Below are 15,518 nucleotides of genomic sequence, written 5' to 3' on the forward strand. Positions count from 1 at the left end.
ATCAGTTGCGAGTGAGGATCACTTGGTGCGGTCCTTGCGTTTGGCCACCAAAGTCCACATCGACCTGCAACTTCAATTCACCTTCGCCTAGTTGAATCGTCGTGGTGTGCCCCCGTTGTTGGTCAGCTGCGATCGGAATCGTTGCAGACGTACCGCCAGCCTTCACCGTTGCCCTTCCGGCTGGATGATCTCCCGCGGCAAGAATGACTTCGATCGTATAGTCGCCGGCCTTAGGATTCTGCAGTAGCCAAAATCCATTGGAACCCGCCGCCCACGGCTTGCCTTTCGCGTGCCGCCAATCCTGGCGAGTCAGAACCGATTCGGGTTCGTGGTCGGTCCCGATCACGATCCGGGGTGGTGCATAGTTCTCTGGCCGGGTCGAACTGACGTCTGCAAACCACGCCTCGTACGCTTTGACCAAACGCTGTGTCAGCTCTGGCTTGCTATCAGCAAGATCGTTTTCTTGACGTGGATCTTGACTCAAGTCATAGAGCTGGAATCTGGGCGGACCATCGATCTGTTCCTTGCCAAAACCGCTTGGGTGAACCAGTTTCCAATGGTCTTCGTGAAACGCAAAGTGATTGTAAAGCTGGGGGACGTCGCCACGATGAGATTGAAAAGCGACCTGCCGCGTCGGCCATGGTGGATCCACTTCGGTCAGCAGTGGCAGGAAACTGCGTCCATCAATCAGGTGATCCGCAGGAACGTCGACGTCGCAGGCGTCCAAGATGGTTGGCAGAATATCGATATGGGCGCAAAACTCTGCGGAGGTGCGATCGGCAGCGACCTTTGCTGGCCAATGAAACAACAACGGAGATCGGATGCCGCCGTCGTCCACGTGGGTTTTCATGCCCCGCATGTCGCCGACAAACCGATTTGAATTGGGGCCGTTGTCGTTCAGGTAGATGACGATCGTGTTTTCACTGATATCCAAATCATCCAGCTTCTGAAACAGCCGGCCAACGTTCTGGTCGATGTTCGTAATCATCGCGGCGATACGTGCCAGCTTGTCGAACTCTTGATCGCGTCTTTTCAATGCGATCTTGTTCACCAAGATCGGCGTGAAGTCGACTTCGCGATACTCTTCGTACAACTCCGGCGGAACGTCATCGAATGGGCCGTGAGGCGCATTGGTAGCGATGTAGGTAAAGAAACTCTGGTCCTGCTTGACGCTCTCGCCAATGAAGTCCATCGCAGCATCGAAGTAGATGTCGGTGCAATAACCCTTCATCTGGACTTCTTCGCCATTCTTGAACAGCGTCGGATCGGTGTACTTTCCTTCGGCACCGATGGGATCGGACGGTTGGCCGATTCCGCCACCACGATGCACCAAGCTATCTTGAAACCCCTGATCCATCGCTCGCAACGGATAATTGTCGCCCATGTGCCACTTGCCATAGATCCCCGTTCGATAGCCGGCATCACGAAGCAGTTCAGCCATCGTGATTTCATCGGTGTCCATCATGGCGCGACCGACGTACGTATCGACGCACCGGGTTCGATAGTTGTAGCGACCGGTCATCAAGCTGGCCCGCGTCGGAGCGCATACCGGGCTAACATAGAAGTTGCTCAAGTAGCCGCTGCGCGCGTGCATCGCATCTAGCTGTGGCGTCCGAATGACTTCGTTGCCGACAAACCCATAGTCCCCACCACCTTGATCGTCACTCATGATGACAATGACATTGGGACGATCAGCGACGGCGTGCGCCGCAAAGACAACCGCGATCACCGCGACGGCCAGCGAGAAACGAGAGAGATTCGGCATAGTTGGAATTTCATTCAGTGCGTATGCGGTGGGGTCCAATCGACAGAACCGGGTTCTTCGATCCCCATCTTAACGAAAGCCGTCACGGGCGGTGGAAAAGCGTCTAAAATCCCACCACCCACGCCACGACAATCCGTTCAAGCGAACAAAATCACTTCCGCGTACAGACGAATCCGGCAAGGTCAAACGTCGAACAGTTCGCTGATCAAACCGGTCGAATCGCCGAACGAATTCGCTTGGATACCGGAACCGTTCAACAGGCTTAGCCACAGATTGCAAAGCGGTGTCTTGCGATCGCCCATCACCAGGTGACGTCCCTGCTTGATCCCGGCACCGCCACCGGCGATCAGCGTCGGACAATTGTTCAGACTGTGGACGGAGCTAAGGTTGGAACCGAAGGTGATCGAGCAGTGGTCGAACAGGCTGGATCCGTCGGCTTCCTTCGACGCTTTCAGTTTGTCGAAAAATTCGGCCAACAGCTTTGCGTGCGTCGTATCGCGGCTCATCGAAACTGTTCGTCGTTCGCCCTCGGAAAAGTGGCTCATCGTATGCGATGTCATCGTTGCCCCAAGACTTTGGATCAACGAATCACTGGGCATACGATAGGTGAACACACGGGACGCATCGACCTGCATCGCGGCGACCATCAAGTCGTACATCATCCGGATTTCTTCGACGCCCGCGAGCGATTCGCCTGGTTCATCGACCGGGTTCTGGGGCTGACGCTTGTCGATCGTCAACCACTTTTCTTCCTTGGACAGCCGCACTTCGATTTCACGAATCGATTGCAGGTATTCGTCCAGTTTCTGTTTATCAGTGGGGTTCAGCTTTCGATTCACTGCCCCCGCATCCATCAGCACCGTATCCAGGACGCTGCTTTGATCGGCAAGTTGTTGTTGCCGTTGTGCCAGCGGCGTGGTGTCGTTCGAAAACATTTTGTGAAACGCGGCGACCGGAGTATCGATGCCGGCGACCGGTTTGCCGAAACGATTCCACGCCAACGAACTGCCTGGACCATGCCCATCGGAAGCGTAACCAACTTTTGCAGCAAGCTGAATCGACGTGAAACGAGTCTGTTGGCCAAGCGTCTCTGCGGCAAGCTGATCGACCGAAACCGTGTTGTGGAAGCTTTGTCCCGGGACCGCATAGCGATTGGCACCGGTCAGCCAAAACGTACTGCCACTGTGGCCGTCGGCCGAATACTGGTGCATCAAGTTTTGGATGATGCTGATGTCACTTTTGTGTCTTTGCAACGGCTTCAACACGCCCGGCAGTTCGTAGTCCTGTCCCACCGTATTGATGTCGGGGTACCAGCGGTCCGCGGTGACGCCAAATCCCATGCCAAGGAAAATCAAACGCTTGGGCGGTCCAGACGTTGGCTGTTCAGCGGCCTGAACGGTCTGACCGCGAGTCAACGATTCCAGAAACGGCAACGCAACCAGGGCTGTGCTGCTGCGGAGGACCCCGCGACGAGATAGAGTCGACGGGGCGCGACGAGACGATGCTTGGGTGGACTTTTTCATGATTTGATTCTCCGGTTTGTCAGCCCGATGGGGCGTCCGTTTGCCTTGCCCAGGCCAAGCGGCCTAAGGAACGAAGTGGTGGTTGAACGGTTCGAAACATTGGCAGGTGAAGCGGTCAAAAATTTCATTTTCGACCGACTTATTTCGGTTCAATAACTTCGAACCGAAAGGTTGAGTCACTTCGATCGAAACGCCGACGACAGTGTCAGGGCGTGGACGAATGATGGGATGTCGTGACCGTTGTCCTTCGCGTTGTTCATGATGACGTCAGCCAAGTGATCGTCGGTGAATCCATAGGGTCGCCCCAGGCCATAGCTGATCAGTGATTCGGTAAACCCGCGTGCGAAGTCATCCCCGTGCATGGCAACGACGTCGCGCAGTTCCTGAAAGTCGGAAAACTGACTCCCATCGGGCAATTGACCACTTGGATCAATTTCGAACTCCTTTAGCTTCGTCCGTTTGCGGTAGTTCCCGGGACTGGAAATGACTTCCACGTCGCGCCACAATCCGGCTGCATCAAAGTTTTCGAGGCCGTAGCCGATAGGGTCGATCTTTTGGTGACAGTTGGCGCACTGTGGCTGTTCCTGGTGGGCACGAGCAAGATCACGGGCGGCAAGAACTTCTCCATCCAGTCTGCTCAGCATCGGAACGTTCGGCGGTGCCGGCGGTGGCGGATTGTTCAACAAGTTTCGCAGCACCCACACGCCACGTTCCACCGGTGACGACCGCTGTCCGTCCGACCCCATCGCTAGGACTGCCGCGGTGCCTAGCAACCCGCCTCGTTTGGATTGTGGCCCGACAGACACCTTACGAAACTCGTGTCCGTCGACATTTTCGATCCCGTAGAACTCGGCCAGCAAGTCGTTGATCACGACAAAATCGGCCTTCAGCAGCGTCTGCAAAGGAAGACCTTCGTTCAAGATCAACTGGAAGGTCTGGAAGATTTCCTCGCCCGCAGATTCGCGAGCCGCGTTGTCGAACGTAGGAAACTGGATCCCGTCGTACTGGAACATCCCCAGTCGTTCCATCTGCAACCACTGGTACACGAAACCACGCACGAACTTGTCCGCCCGCTTGTCGGTCAGAAGTCGGGTGGTCTGCTGCCGCAGCACGTCGTCATCAAGAAGCTTGCCGGTATCAGCGAGCATCATCAGTTCTTCGTCCGGCGGTGCACTCCAAAGAAAGTACGACAACCGAATAGCAAGCTGATGTGCCGTCAGCATCGGTCGGCCAGAGATCGAAGTGGCGGATTCGTTCTTCGCTTCGTCGCGGTCACCATCCTGGCCCTCGACCAGATACAAGAAACTCGGCGAGGCAAGGATGATCGACAGCGGGTCAATCAATGCTTGTTCGATGGGTTGGCCCTTGGAACGATTCGCTTTGTATCGTTGGACCAATTTTTGAAGGTACGCATCATCGACTTCTTCGCCTCGAAAAGCACGAGTCGCGAATCGGGCCAGGACAGCGCGAGCGTATTGCTCGTCATCCAAGCCGCTAGGTTTGTCGAACAGAATCTGCGCTGCCGGCGACTCATCATCGTCCTCTGCCGATTCAGGACCGATCAATTCAGCCCAATCGATCCACAATCCCGGCGGTGTTCCGATTCCATTGATCCTCATGTCGAGGGTTGCCTGGTTCTTGTCAGCCCGATCTTGATGGCTGCGTTGATGGATCCAAATCTGCTTCTTTTCACCCGCACGATGCTGAAACGAAAACTCGATGATCTGGGGGGCGGATAGCGGCGCGGACACCTTTCGCCATCCAAGCCGAGTACGACCAGTTCCGTAGCCTTCTGAAAATTCCAAGTAGTGCAAGCGTGGATTGGCATCGGGATAAGCGGCGGCGCGAACGCGAACGGTGTAGCGACCATCCTGCGATTCATGAAGCATCGGCAGTTTGACTTTGGTGTAGCCACCCTGCTTGATCGTCATGATCAGAGTGATGCCGGACTTCGTCTCAGGCCGGTTCAGATAGTCCTCCAGCAGCGGAAGCCATTCAATCCGACGTTGTTTCTTTGCCTGATACGCATCCAAGAATCCAAAATCGGCCGCTGGCTTTTCCGTCTGGCCCAGGAATTCGTCGGCACGGCGTCGAATGTCTCGCATTTCCTCCGCCGCGGCCGCGTAGTGCGGCGTGTATTCGTCTTCTGGTTCGATGCGAACGGTTTTCGATTTCACTTGCCGTTGGGGACGAAGTGCTAGTTCCAGCGATCGACGTGCAGAAGCAAGATACTGTTCGATCTGATCGCTGGACATGAACAGCGAGGCTCCCTGTGTATCAAAGCCGGCAGTCGCTTGATCATCAGGCAACACGGACACATCGGGTCGAATGCCCATCAATGATTCGATGGTATTCGCATATTCGCGTCGATTCAGACGTCGCAGAGTAACCACGCCTCCCGTATCGCTGAGCAATTTCCGGGCAACGACCATCTGCTCGGAAAGGTCCTTCAGAAACGCCGACTTGTCATCATCAGCAATCGGTTCAGCGTCCGGCGGAGGCATCTCGCCCGAGTTGATCGCGTTGAGCACCTTGGCCCAGCGTTCGGCTGTCTCGATGTTTCCACTGATCACCCAACTAAGACCTTCCAGATCGACGTTGCCTTCCTTGGTCGACGAGTCATGACAATCCAGGCAGTGTTCTTGCAGCACGGCGCGATGGACATCCGGCATGACGGCTTCATGTGTGATGCCATCGGCCATGCTGGTCGGAGCCGCGATTGCCAGAGTCAGTCCGGCCCATAGAAAACGATGAATCATTTACAGTTTCCAAAAAACACAGTTGATCAATGACCCTACTGGATCGTCAGTTCCAACAGCGGGCCGACCGCTTCGGGATGCGCGTCGCTGGCGAACATGTGGGTCAGCCCGGGGACGTCCCCTTCGACCTGCGTTGTTTCACGAACCAGAATCAGAGTAACCGATTGGCCGGGAAACTTTTGCAAGAATTCGACGATCGCACGGTTGGCGATTCCGAAGGTCCCACGCTGTTGGCTACGAGGAACCTCGAAGGTGCCCAAAAGGATCCCGTCCTCGGGACCAGGTGCCGCTTCCCAAGTACTATCGAGACTCCAATCGGCACGGTCCAGATTGGTCAGTCCATAGATGCCAAAACGATTGACCTCTGGCAGCCGCGAAACGAACCCACGCTTGCTGGGCACAAGATTCAACCTTATCCAAGCCGCCGAAATGCGACTGACATCGATCTTGGACAGATCGAATTCAAAGAAAGAACGATGGTCCCACTTGCCGTTTTCCGTTTTCTTGACGGCCAGAACTTCTGGATCTAAGTACTTTCGCCGCTTGTTGTTTCGAATCACGGAGGCTGATCTGCCGTTGGTCCCAATTCGAACCATGTTGGTGACGTCGTGCGGAAGGTTGGGCGTCTGTTCCTCGTCCAGATAGTTCACTGAATCCCGATGCACAGTGACCGTCTTCTTGGGAACCGTCATCCGGACCTCTTCGCCTGTTCCGGCGTGATGAACGGCAATCTCGCCCTCGATCAGTTCAAAGTTTGATCGATGATCGGTGGGATCAACTTGCACAGCAAACCGAGTCCCGTAGTCGATCGCATACCCGTCCGGCGTTTCGATCACGAATCCGATCGCCGAGTCGGGAACATCAATCACCGCCGCACCATGGACCAGTTTGCCGCGCATCGAAGACATCACATCCAGCTCGGCCGGCGCTTCCAAAATCACCTCCGCCCCCGAATGAAATCGAATCGTGGCGATCCCCGCGATCAGTTTCAGCGACCCCTGGGTTAGCTGCGAACCGGGCGTCGTGGGAAGCGAGCTTTCCCAGGCCGCGTTTTCTGCCGAGACCAACGTCGCGATCGACCTGGGCTGCGAAAACCGAATCCAAGCCAAAGTCGAAAGCAGCAACACCACGCTAGCCGCTAGTCCCACGATCAAAGACCGAGAAATCGAGGTCGCGGCATCGTTAGCGACGCCGACCATTTGCGATTCGTTCTCGGCATCCCCGATGTCGACCATCTGTCGCAGTTGGACATCGACGCGACATGAGCGATGGAAAAATTCGCGAGCATCCTCGCTGTCCCTTAACCGGCTTTCCAGAAGTGCGAATTCGTCATCCGAAATCTGCTCCAAATGGTACAGCGCGACCAGTCGATGAAGTTGTTCGTTTCCGATCATGACAATGGTTCTCCCAAGGTGGAATCGGCAAGCCGATGCGTGACGCACTGCGTCAGGCGTAACCGCAGCCTGGCAATCTTTTTGTACAGACTATTCACCGTCTTGCCAGACTCAGCCGCCAACTGAGTGACTGCACCATGGCCGTGATAGGGAACAAACAACAGCTCCCGTTGAACCGGTTGGAATTCGTCGAGGCATCTGTCCAAAGCGATCCGTTCCCGTTGGGCCATGTCCTCCGCTTCGTCATTGGGGTCATCCTGGGCCAGCAGTTCAAAAACGTCGTCACTGAATCGAAGCCGATCTCGAGCAGAGGATTGCCGAGTTTTCATGACTTCCAGACGAACGATCACTTTTGCCCAGGGCAGGAATTCGGATTCGTGCTGCAATTGGTCCCATTTTCGAAGCATGACCACACTCGCTTCCTGCATGACTTCCCCAACAGCGTGCCAGTTCGGCATCAGTGCTCGCGCATATCCCTTCAGGTCATCTTCGTTGCGAAGAAAGACGCGAAGGAAGGCTTCGTGTGAGGGGTTCTTGTCAGGCATCTAGCAGTCCGTCGGGATCTCACCGATCAAATGGCCCTTTCGCAATTCAAACGTCGTCGTCAGGCAAGGCGAAGTCACCCAAAATCAGGCGTGGGGCACGATCGATGCCCGCAAGAGTGTCCCATAAACGGTGACTCGAATCGCCATTCCAATGTCCTACCTCGCCGAATGCCGATACCTGCCGCTGAAAATCGAAACAATTTTCAGGATTCAAGATTTCCGCTGATCAAGACCTCGTCGCCCAGGATTTCATTGCCCCGCCGCCGATCCAACCAGTTGCCGATCCAACCAGTTGCTGATTGACCAGCTTCAGATAGTCGCAGGACGCCCCAAACCCGCCATGCCAGTCTTCGTTTGCTTCGGAAATTACCAGGAATCGCGACAATTTACGCCGATACGAGGTCGATTCCCCCTGACGCTCGGCTGCCATTCGGTTCCATGGATGAACCGCCAAGCAACTCAAGATGGGAACTTGGACTGAGCGATTGGTGCGGTCTTTGTGAGTCCAACGTCGGAACCAGCTTCATTGTGCTATTGCCAATGGACGTCGACCAACCTCCGGCAAAAGACCACCAGGGCGACCAACCGGACAGCTGCCGCGTGCCGCTGACGATCTAGTCCATTTCGCCATCGCTTTGACGCACCACCCAATTCAAAGAACGATCCAATGAATGACCGAATCCTGCTGGTCGACGACGACTACAGCCTGCTGAAAACCCTGGACCGGAATCTCTCGTTTGATTTCGATGTCACGATTTGCGAGTCCGGCGCCGAAGCATTGGAGCTGATCGCAAATTCGGAACCGTTTTCCGTGGCAATGGTCGACATGCGCATGCCGGGAATGGAAGGAATCAAAGTCATCCAAAAGGCACGCGAAATCGCGCCCAACACGGTCTACCTGATGTTGACCGGCAATCAGGATCTGACGACGGCAATGGAAGCAGTCAACGAAGGCCAGGTGTTTCGGTTCTTGAACAAGCCTTGCCAGATGAGTGACATCAAGGCCGCTATTCATGCTGGGATCAAGCAACATGATCTGATCATCAGCAAGGAAGAACTGCTGAAGAAGACATTCGCGGGCGCCATCAGTGTGCTCGTCGAAATCATCGGGTTCGTTGACGATCCTCTGGTCAATTTGGATGACATTCAAAAGACAACCGAAACGATGCTGACCGAGTGCAACGTCGCGACGGATTGGCGTATCGCCTTAACTTCGCATTTGATGGTTGCGGGAATTCCGCTGTTGAGTCCCGAATATCGGGCGATTCTGGCCAGTGCCCCAATCACATCGGTGGATCACCGCGGCGCAGTCAAAGAAATGCTTCGAATCTCCAGCCAACTGGTCCGGCGGATCCCGCGGCTGGAACCGATCGCTGACCAATTGGATCGAATGGCGACCGATGAAATCGCATCCGGCCGATGCACCGCCAGCGACGACAAAATCGCACAAGTCCTGCTGATCAGCTATTACCAAAGTCTGCTCTCACGTCGCGGTGAAGACGGAGGCGTGGTTCGATCGGAAATCGAGTCAATCTTTTCAAACGTCGATCGTAGATTATCAGATCATCTTCGTCTGTTCGCCGAAGCCCGACCCAAACCAACCATCGAAACCATTCCTACCACGGCATTGGTTGCCGGGATGATTGTGGCAGAAGATATCCGAATGCCCAACGGCTTGCTGCTGATTGCGGCCGGCCGAAATCTATCGCCTCCCATGGTCACGCGTCTGAACAATCTTGCAGGTCTGGTAACCGTCAAGGTCGAGATCCCCGCCAATCTGGTCGCTGAATTGGTCTCCCACTAAACAGGACGAAACCTGCGTCGACATTTCACTCGGGCCGAGACGTCATTGGGCGTCCGATTCGGTCGCCAACGGTAGCCCTGCCCTGCACCGCCATGCGCCGCCCTGCCCTGCCCTGCCCTGCCCTGCCCTGGCAAAACGCTGGACTGGCGATCCGCCTTCCAATGGCAACTTGGATTCACCTGACTAAACGCTGATTGGATGAGACATCTAACGCGTTCAATCTTTCTTAGACAGCTTTTCGATCGAGGCAACGCGGCCGCATCGAGCAGCGTTTCGGAGCCATTTTGGCCAATCGAGCGTCTGTCGGTACGCCCCAAGGAACGCTCCCCAGTTTGGAATCCGCTGGAATCTCGTTCAGATTCCTCGGCCGCGCCGCCCTGAGAACTTCGCCTGTCCCGTTGTATGTCACCCGTGCTGAGTCGTAGATTAGATTGACTGTCCAACCAACCCACATCGCCTGCCAAATGTGCGAACAGAATGAGCGAATACCAATACGTCGCATTTCGTGCTGTCGATCGCCCGCTGAGCGATACCCAGCTGGCCTATGCCGAGAAACAATCGTCTCGCAGCGAACTGTCCAAATGGGAGATGTCGGTTGAATATCACTACGGATCATTTCGCGGAGACGTCAATGGATTGCTGCGTGGCGGTTTTGATTTGTACCTTGCCTACGCCGATTACGGCGAACGCGAAGTACGGTTGCGACTCCCCCACGGACTTCCATTCAGCCGCAAAATACTCGCTCCATTCCTGGCGTTCGACAACATCACCTGGACCAAAGACGCCAAGGGTGGCGGGATACTGACGGTTGCCATCAGTCACGACCCAGGCGAGAAGGAAGATATCGAGGAATTCACGGTCTATCTCGATGCACTCGAAAGCATCCGGCAACAGTTGATTACCGGCGACCTGCGTGCGTTCTACCTTCTGTGGCTCTGCGGCGCGGTCGACGAGTTCGACGAACTTGACGAAACGGTCGCACCACCCGTTCCGCATGGCCTGGACCAGATGCCCGCGAAGAGCCTCGACCTGCTGCAATTCTTTGGACTCGATCCGCTGTTTTGCCAGGCCGCCGCGGAAGGCGTGCCAGCCTATGAACCATCCGACGACGAGGACCCCATCCAGCTTTGGGCTCGATCGATCAGCGAAACACGGTCCCGGGCACTGCTGCTTCGCTTTCTAAAAGACGACCTCGTGGAAACCAAGGCGGAACTGATCGCGGAGATACACGACACCGGCAAAATGATCGATTGGCCGACGACACCTTGTGAACGAACGCTGAATGACCTGATCAGCGCTGTTTCAATTCTGCGGATCACGGAAGAAAAGAAACAGGACAAGATTGCAAAAGCGGAAGCGAACCGACAGGCGGCGAAAGTCGAAAAAATACGACAAGCCCGCATGGAGCAGATGAGAGCGTCGCCTCAAACGTGGCTCACGAAAGCCGAGAAGACCGCCGCCGCTGGTGGTACCGACAACTACCGGGCAGCCGCCGAAATGCTAGCCGACGTTCGCGAAGCGATTGGCGGTCCAAGGGGCGAAAGACTTGCCGGCAATCGTGCCAGCAAAATCGCAAAGGCTCACCCGACACGTAATATGCTGAAGTCGGCTCTTCGAAAGAAGGGGCTTCTGCCGTAGCCCGCACAGTAACCGCTGTGACCTTCCAACCTCTCCCACACCAAGGATCATCACCATGGCCTGGCGTCCAACACATCTCGTGCAAGCAGGCGAAATTGACAACACGCAACTCGGTTGGACCATGGGCTGGTTGCAACTCGACGGCATCAACGAACCGCTGCGATTGAAGCTGGCGGGGAACTGCCACCCCGACCTTGCCGGGTGGAAATTCCGCATCCAACGAATCGCCCCTGATATCGACCAAGACATTGATGGCGAGGATCAGCTCGACTACAGCATCATGGGGCTTGACCAATCTGGACAGGTTGGTGATATCACGGCCGATCAGAGGGTCAAACACTTCGACCTTCCCAACAAAGAGGTGGCTAGGCGTTTGATGTCCGGCGAAAAGCTCCCGTTCACCTGGCGAAATTGTCTCTATCTAGAGTGGTACAGCAACCACATAGGTCGCGTTGTGATCCAAAGCACCGAACTAGAAGTTGTTCGAATGGGTGAGCGGGCATTTGAACTGACCGAAGAACAGTGGGTCGAACAGCATCAACAGAACCGACGGGAAATCGAGTTCTTCATGACGCAACTGGGCGATGCACTGGAAAACGCGGCGCCCGACGAAGACGACGAGTGAAGCCCAATCGCAGGGATGGGTAGCTGACGATACGTCCAATGCCAAAGATCACACGCAACCCAATGTCCACGCCCCGAGCTGCTGAAAATGTTCGTCCGCTTGTCAATCGTCATTCTCGCACTGATCTTCATCGCGGCCGGAGTGAATCACTTCGTTTCCCCGGATGTCTACTTGAAGATCATGCCAGACTATTTACCGTGGCCGTTGGCGTTGGTCTATGTTTCAGGCTTCTTCGAAGTGCTTGGCGGTATCGGACTGGCCGTTTCCAGATTACGACGACTCGCTGGCTGGGGGCTCATTGCGTTGTTATTGGCTGTGTTTCCAGCCAACGTCGACATGGTTCTGAACGCCGATCGGTTCCCCCAAATTCCCGTCTGGGCACTACTGGCAAGGTTGCCAATGCAAGGACTGCTGATCGCCTGGGTTTGGTGGACAGCGGTAAAGCAGGTTGCCATTAGCCGTGTGGACGATAGCCCCGGTTCTTCGTAACGCAACTCGCCAAGAGTTTCGGCCCAGGATGTTGTGTCACCGAAAGTCTTGGCGACTTCCGCTACGCTGCGGTTCACATTCGAATGTGAACCGTTTGGGCGATAGCCCCGGTTCTTCGTAGCGCAACTCGCCAAGAGTTTCGGCCCAGGAGGTCGTGTCACCGAAAGTCTTGGCGACTTCCGCTACGCTGCGGTTCACATTCGAATGTGAGCCGTTTGGACGATAGCCCCGGTTCTTCGTAGCGCAACTCGCCAAGAGTTTCGGCCCAGGAGGTCGTGTCACCGAAAGTCTTGGCGACTTCCGCTACGCTGCGGTTCAACCGGGGCTATCGCCCATCGGCTCATGCGATTGCGTCCAACGTTGTTCGCCACGCGGCTCTGCTGCCTTGTTCCTGCGCTATCGTTCGTAGAGAACGTCCATCGTCGATTCGCCCAATAGGATGTTCTTCATTGCCTTTTGCAGATTGGCTCGGGTTGCCTTTGGTGGTGAAACCCGGAGTTCCTCGGAGAGTGCAAACACGGTGATGTGATACTTCTTCAATCCAGGTCCTTTGGAGCACATTGGATCGTAGTTGCTTCGACCTCGGTCGTTGGCCCCGACGATGCCCACACCTTGGGCATTTTGCTTCAGCGATGTCACGCCGGCGGGAATGTTGTAGACGACCCAATACGATTTTTCTTGATCCGGAGCCGTGTGCCAGATGTTCACGGCAAAGGAATTGGTACCAGCCGGAGCCCCCTTCCAGGTGATCGCCGGGGACTGCGCAGCTCCGTCACAGGTGCAGTCAACCGAAAGAAAATGTTTCTTGTCCACCGAAGTGCTGGTCACCTGAAAACCGGCAGCGGTGGTACGCGACATCGATGACAGATCGACTGGCGGATCAACCCGTTTGGCCCCACCGCGTGGTGGGCGATTGTCGTCGCTATCACGTGGCGGTCCAGGTGGAGGTGGTGGAGGACCACCATCACTCGGGCGATCGTCACCTGGGATCGGTGGTGCATTCCGCCTTTGATCGCGCCGCGAATACGTCTGCGACGTCTTTCGCCCTGTCGTATCGACGAACTCAAAGTCCGCCGAACCGTCGTCGGCAAGCGTATACGAAACGGTTCCCTGTTGACCCCGGACATCGTAAACGAGACGGTAGCTGCCCGGATTTGGCTGAGTGAATTCCGTGATCGTCGCATCACGCAAGGGACGCAGATCCGGTCGGATCGGCTCAGCTCGCGGTTGCGGGTCGACCTGTCCACCACGCTCGACCACCTCGCCATAGAATCCGCCATTCAAGTAGGGATATTCTTTGGTTGCGTGATAGTGGTACTTTCCGTCCGCGTCTTGATGGCCTCCCAACGAATCGAGCGGTGCAAAGTCGCCGGCCTGTTCGTCTTGATATCCAAAAATGGGATATCCGTCCAAGGCGTAGGCAATCGGCTGATCTTCGCCCGTTGTCTTCTGCAGATGCACAGGAGCGATATGGTAGTGATAGTCGTCGGCTCGCCCGCAGTGGCCACCGAACTGATCCAGTTCACCAAACAACAGTGCGTCATCGCCACGATTGTTTAGCGGGTTGAAGATCGGGACACCGTTGACCGCCAATGCAATCGCGCCACGCAAGAAGTTGTTCTTCGTTGACATTGGCTGCTTGGCAGGAACCGGATGCAAGGGGATACGCCATGCGTTGTGGCCAAAGTACTTCTGAGGAATCGGAACCTGTTGTTGCCAAGAACGAATTCCGATCATCATTGGATGGTCCGGCATCCCATTGGATCCGACGTAAAAGTACTTGTCGTCCCAACGAAGCTTCAACACGCTCGCAAACGGCTGGAAGTGTTTGTTGATCAAGGGCGCGGCCTTGGGATTTTGCTTTGCCTGAATGCCATCACTGCTGGGTGAATTTTGGAACACAAGCTGCAACGGTCGCGATTGGTTGAGCGTTTCGATCGCCTCCAGTCGGCTGCCAATCCAGTGGCGGTCGGATGCGACTAGCCGATTGATCTTTAGCGTGACCAGACGGTTGTCATCGAGACGAATCTGAACGTCCCCGCCAGACGCGGTGACGAAGGCACCATGCAAGTGGGCACCTTCTTCATCGAGGGTCCACGTCCGCAATCCTTTGGGCTCGGCCGAATCGCCATGATCGTGGCCATCGTGAGCGAACACGAAGTGAGATCCCCCCAAAGTCAATGCAATCGCAAATACCGAACTTAGAAATCGATGGGTAAGCCCACGCACGATTCTTGGTGTCATCGCTTTGGCCTTCTGGGTGGGGAGTCGGGAACAATGTTGTTTAAGTTTGTGAAATCGGGTCGCGGCACTCCATCAGGCGATTCGACGACACGATGCCGAAAGATCACCGTATTGTCGAGTTCGATGTCGTCGGTCCAGATGAATTTCGCGCCACTGAAATCGTGTTCGAAGAACGGTTCCTTGGGGCCAACCTGCTGTTGCGAATACTCCTTGGCGTATCCCCAGGAACTGTCATCGAAGTCCGTCTGGTACCAGTCCGCTGGGATCGGCAGATTTTCCACCCTGGGATTCTTGGTGTCATGGTTGATTGGACCATGAGAGAACGACTTGGCTTTCCAGGATGCATTGGTCACCGTGCCGTCGCCAAACTTCAGAATGAAGCCCGCATCACCGATATTGGTATTGGCGTACTCCATGCCGGTTTCCGCATCGGCATTGTCTTTCGCCATCACCGCGATCGTCATCGGATACGCTGGCAAAATATCGACGCTGACAACGTTGTGCGGCATAAACTTGATCGAGTCGACCGCGACATGCTCGCCGTTGATGTACAAGGTAAACCAATTGTCGGCGTACACATTCGCTTTCACGGTGTCGCTGATCCTAGGCTTGCCAACACGGTTCGCACGGGATGGTGGATTGGCAGGTGGTTGGGCCCACACTTGAAATGCCAAATGCGTTGTGGCAAAACAGGCTGCGATACCGATCGCAGTCCAAACAAAGCGTTTCATA

The 15,518-nt window shown here is 55.5% G+C and carries 11 protein-coding genes; 4 read left to right on the forward strand and 7 right to left on the reverse strand.

What is annotated here, in order from left to right:
* Position 1: 1 nt before the first annotated feature.
* The 5 genes from K227x_RS15710 to K227x_RS15730 form a co-directional block, all read right to left on the reverse strand.
* Entirely contained in the window at positions 2-1,765 is a 1,764-nt protein-coding gene (locus tag K227x_RS15710) for a sulfatase-like hydrolase/transferase (RefSeq protein ID WP_145170882.1), read from the reverse strand.
* 182 nt (positions 1,766-1,947) lie between these two features.
* The gene (locus tag K227x_RS15715; RefSeq protein ID WP_145170884.1) at positions 1,948-3,288 is read right to left on the reverse strand and encodes a DUF1552 domain-containing protein; all 1,341 of its coding nucleotides are present in this window, start codon (positions 3,286-3,288) and stop codon (positions 1,948-1,950) included.
* A gap of 176 nt (positions 3,289-3,464) precedes the next feature.
* Positions 3,465-6,047: a DUF1592 domain-containing protein gene (locus tag K227x_RS15720; protein ID WP_246145836.1), complete on the reverse strand. Its 2,583-nt coding sequence runs from the start codon at positions 6,045-6,047 to the stop codon at positions 3,465-3,467.
* 35 nt (positions 6,048-6,082) lie between these two features.
* Positions 6,083-7,441 (reverse strand): FecR domain-containing protein, encoded by a 1,359-nt coding sequence (locus tag K227x_RS15725; RefSeq protein ID WP_145170886.1) that lies wholly within the window; start codon positions 7,439-7,441, stop codon positions 6,083-6,085.
* The gene (locus tag K227x_RS15730) at positions 7,438-7,986 is read right to left on the reverse strand and encodes a sigma factor (protein WP_145170888.1); all 549 of its coding nucleotides are present in this window, start codon (positions 7,984-7,986) and stop codon (positions 7,438-7,440) included. The genes K227x_RS15725 and K227x_RS15730 overlap by 4 nt, the downstream gene beginning before the upstream one ends.
* 667 nt (positions 7,987-8,653) lie before the next feature.
* Here K227x_RS15730 and K227x_RS15735 point away from each other — a divergent pair.
* The 4 genes from K227x_RS15735 to K227x_RS15750 all read left to right on the forward strand — a co-directional run bounded on the left by K227x_RS15735 (position 8,654) and on the right by K227x_RS15750 (position 12,542).
* On the forward strand, positions 8,654-9,790 hold the full coding sequence (locus tag K227x_RS15735) for a response regulator (protein WP_145170890.1): 1,137 nt from the start codon (positions 8,654-8,656) through the stop codon (positions 9,788-9,790).
* Positions 9,791-10,267: 477 nt separating this feature from the next.
* A complete protein-coding gene (locus tag K227x_RS15740) occupies positions 10,268-11,428 on the forward strand; it encodes a hypothetical protein (RefSeq protein WP_145170892.1) in 1,161 nt (386 codons plus the stop codon).
* Between the two features lie 55 nt (positions 11,429-11,483).
* Entirely contained in the window at positions 11,484-12,053 is a 570-nt protein-coding gene (locus K227x_RS15745; protein WP_145170894.1) for a hypothetical protein, read from the forward strand.
* A gap of 87 nt (positions 12,054-12,140) precedes the next feature.
* Positions 12,141-12,542, forward strand: coding sequence for a DoxX family protein (locus tag K227x_RS15750; RefSeq protein ID WP_145170895.1), 402 nt, complete (start codon positions 12,141-12,143; stop codon positions 12,540-12,542).
* Between the two features lie 396 nt (positions 12,543-12,938).
* Here K227x_RS15750 and K227x_RS15755 read toward each other — a convergent pair whose 3' ends face one another.
* Positions 12,939-14,786, reverse strand: coding sequence for a YHYH protein (locus K227x_RS15755; RefSeq protein WP_145170897.1), 1,848 nt, complete (start codon positions 14,784-14,786; stop codon positions 12,939-12,941).
* Positions 14,783-15,517 carry a hypothetical protein gene (locus tag K227x_RS15760; RefSeq protein ID WP_145170899.1) on the reverse strand — a complete coding sequence of 245 codons (735 nt, stop codon included), beginning with the start codon at positions 15,515-15,517 and terminating at the stop codon, positions 14,783-14,785. The genes K227x_RS15755 and K227x_RS15760 overlap by 4 nt, the downstream gene beginning before the upstream one ends.
* Position 15,518 lies beyond the last annotated feature (1 nt).

The organism is Rubripirellula lacrimiformis, assembly GCF_007741535.1.
Lineage (GTDB): Bacteria > Planctomycetota > Planctomycetia > Pirellulales > Pirellulaceae > Rubripirellula > Rubripirellula lacrimiformis.

Excerpts from the sequence above, each read along its gene's own strand:
- K227x_RS15710 (WP_145170882.1), bottom strand. The coding sequence starts at position 1,765 with ATGCCGAATCTCTCTCGTTTCTCGCTGGCCGTCGCGGTGATCGCGGTT.
- K227x_RS15715 (WP_145170884.1), bottom strand. The coding sequence starts at position 3,288 with ATGAAAAAGTCCACCCAAGCATCGTCTCGTCGCGCCCCGTCGACTCTA.
- K227x_RS15720 (WP_246145836.1), bottom strand. The coding sequence starts at position 6,047 with ATGATTCATCGTTTTCTATGGGCCGGACTGACTCTGGCAATCGCGGCT.
- K227x_RS15725 (WP_145170886.1), bottom strand. The coding sequence starts at position 7,441 with ATGATCGGAAACGAACAACTTCATCGACTGGTCGCGCTGTACCATTTG.
- K227x_RS15730 (WP_145170888.1), bottom strand. The coding sequence starts at position 7,986 with ATGCCTGACAAGAACCCCTCACACGAAGCCTTCCTTCGCGTCTTTCTT.
- K227x_RS15735 (WP_145170890.1), top strand. The coding sequence starts at position 8,654 with ATGAATGACCGAATCCTGCTGGTCGACGACGACTACAGCCTGCTGAAA.
- K227x_RS15740 (WP_145170892.1), top strand. The coding sequence starts at position 10,268 with ATGAGCGAATACCAATACGTCGCATTTCGTGCTGTCGATCGCCCGCTG.
- K227x_RS15745 (WP_145170894.1), top strand. The coding sequence starts at position 11,484 with ATGGCCTGGCGTCCAACACATCTCGTGCAAGCAGGCGAAATTGACAAC.
- K227x_RS15750 (WP_145170895.1), top strand. The coding sequence starts at position 12,141 with ATGTTCGTCCGCTTGTCAATCGTCATTCTCGCACTGATCTTCATCGCG.
- K227x_RS15755 (WP_145170897.1), bottom strand. The coding sequence starts at position 14,786 with ATGACACCAAGAATCGTGCGTGGGCTTACCCATCGATTTCTAAGTTCG.
- K227x_RS15760 (WP_145170899.1), bottom strand. The coding sequence starts at position 15,517 with ATGAAACGCTTTGTTTGGACTGCGATCGGTATCGCAGCCTGTTTTGCC.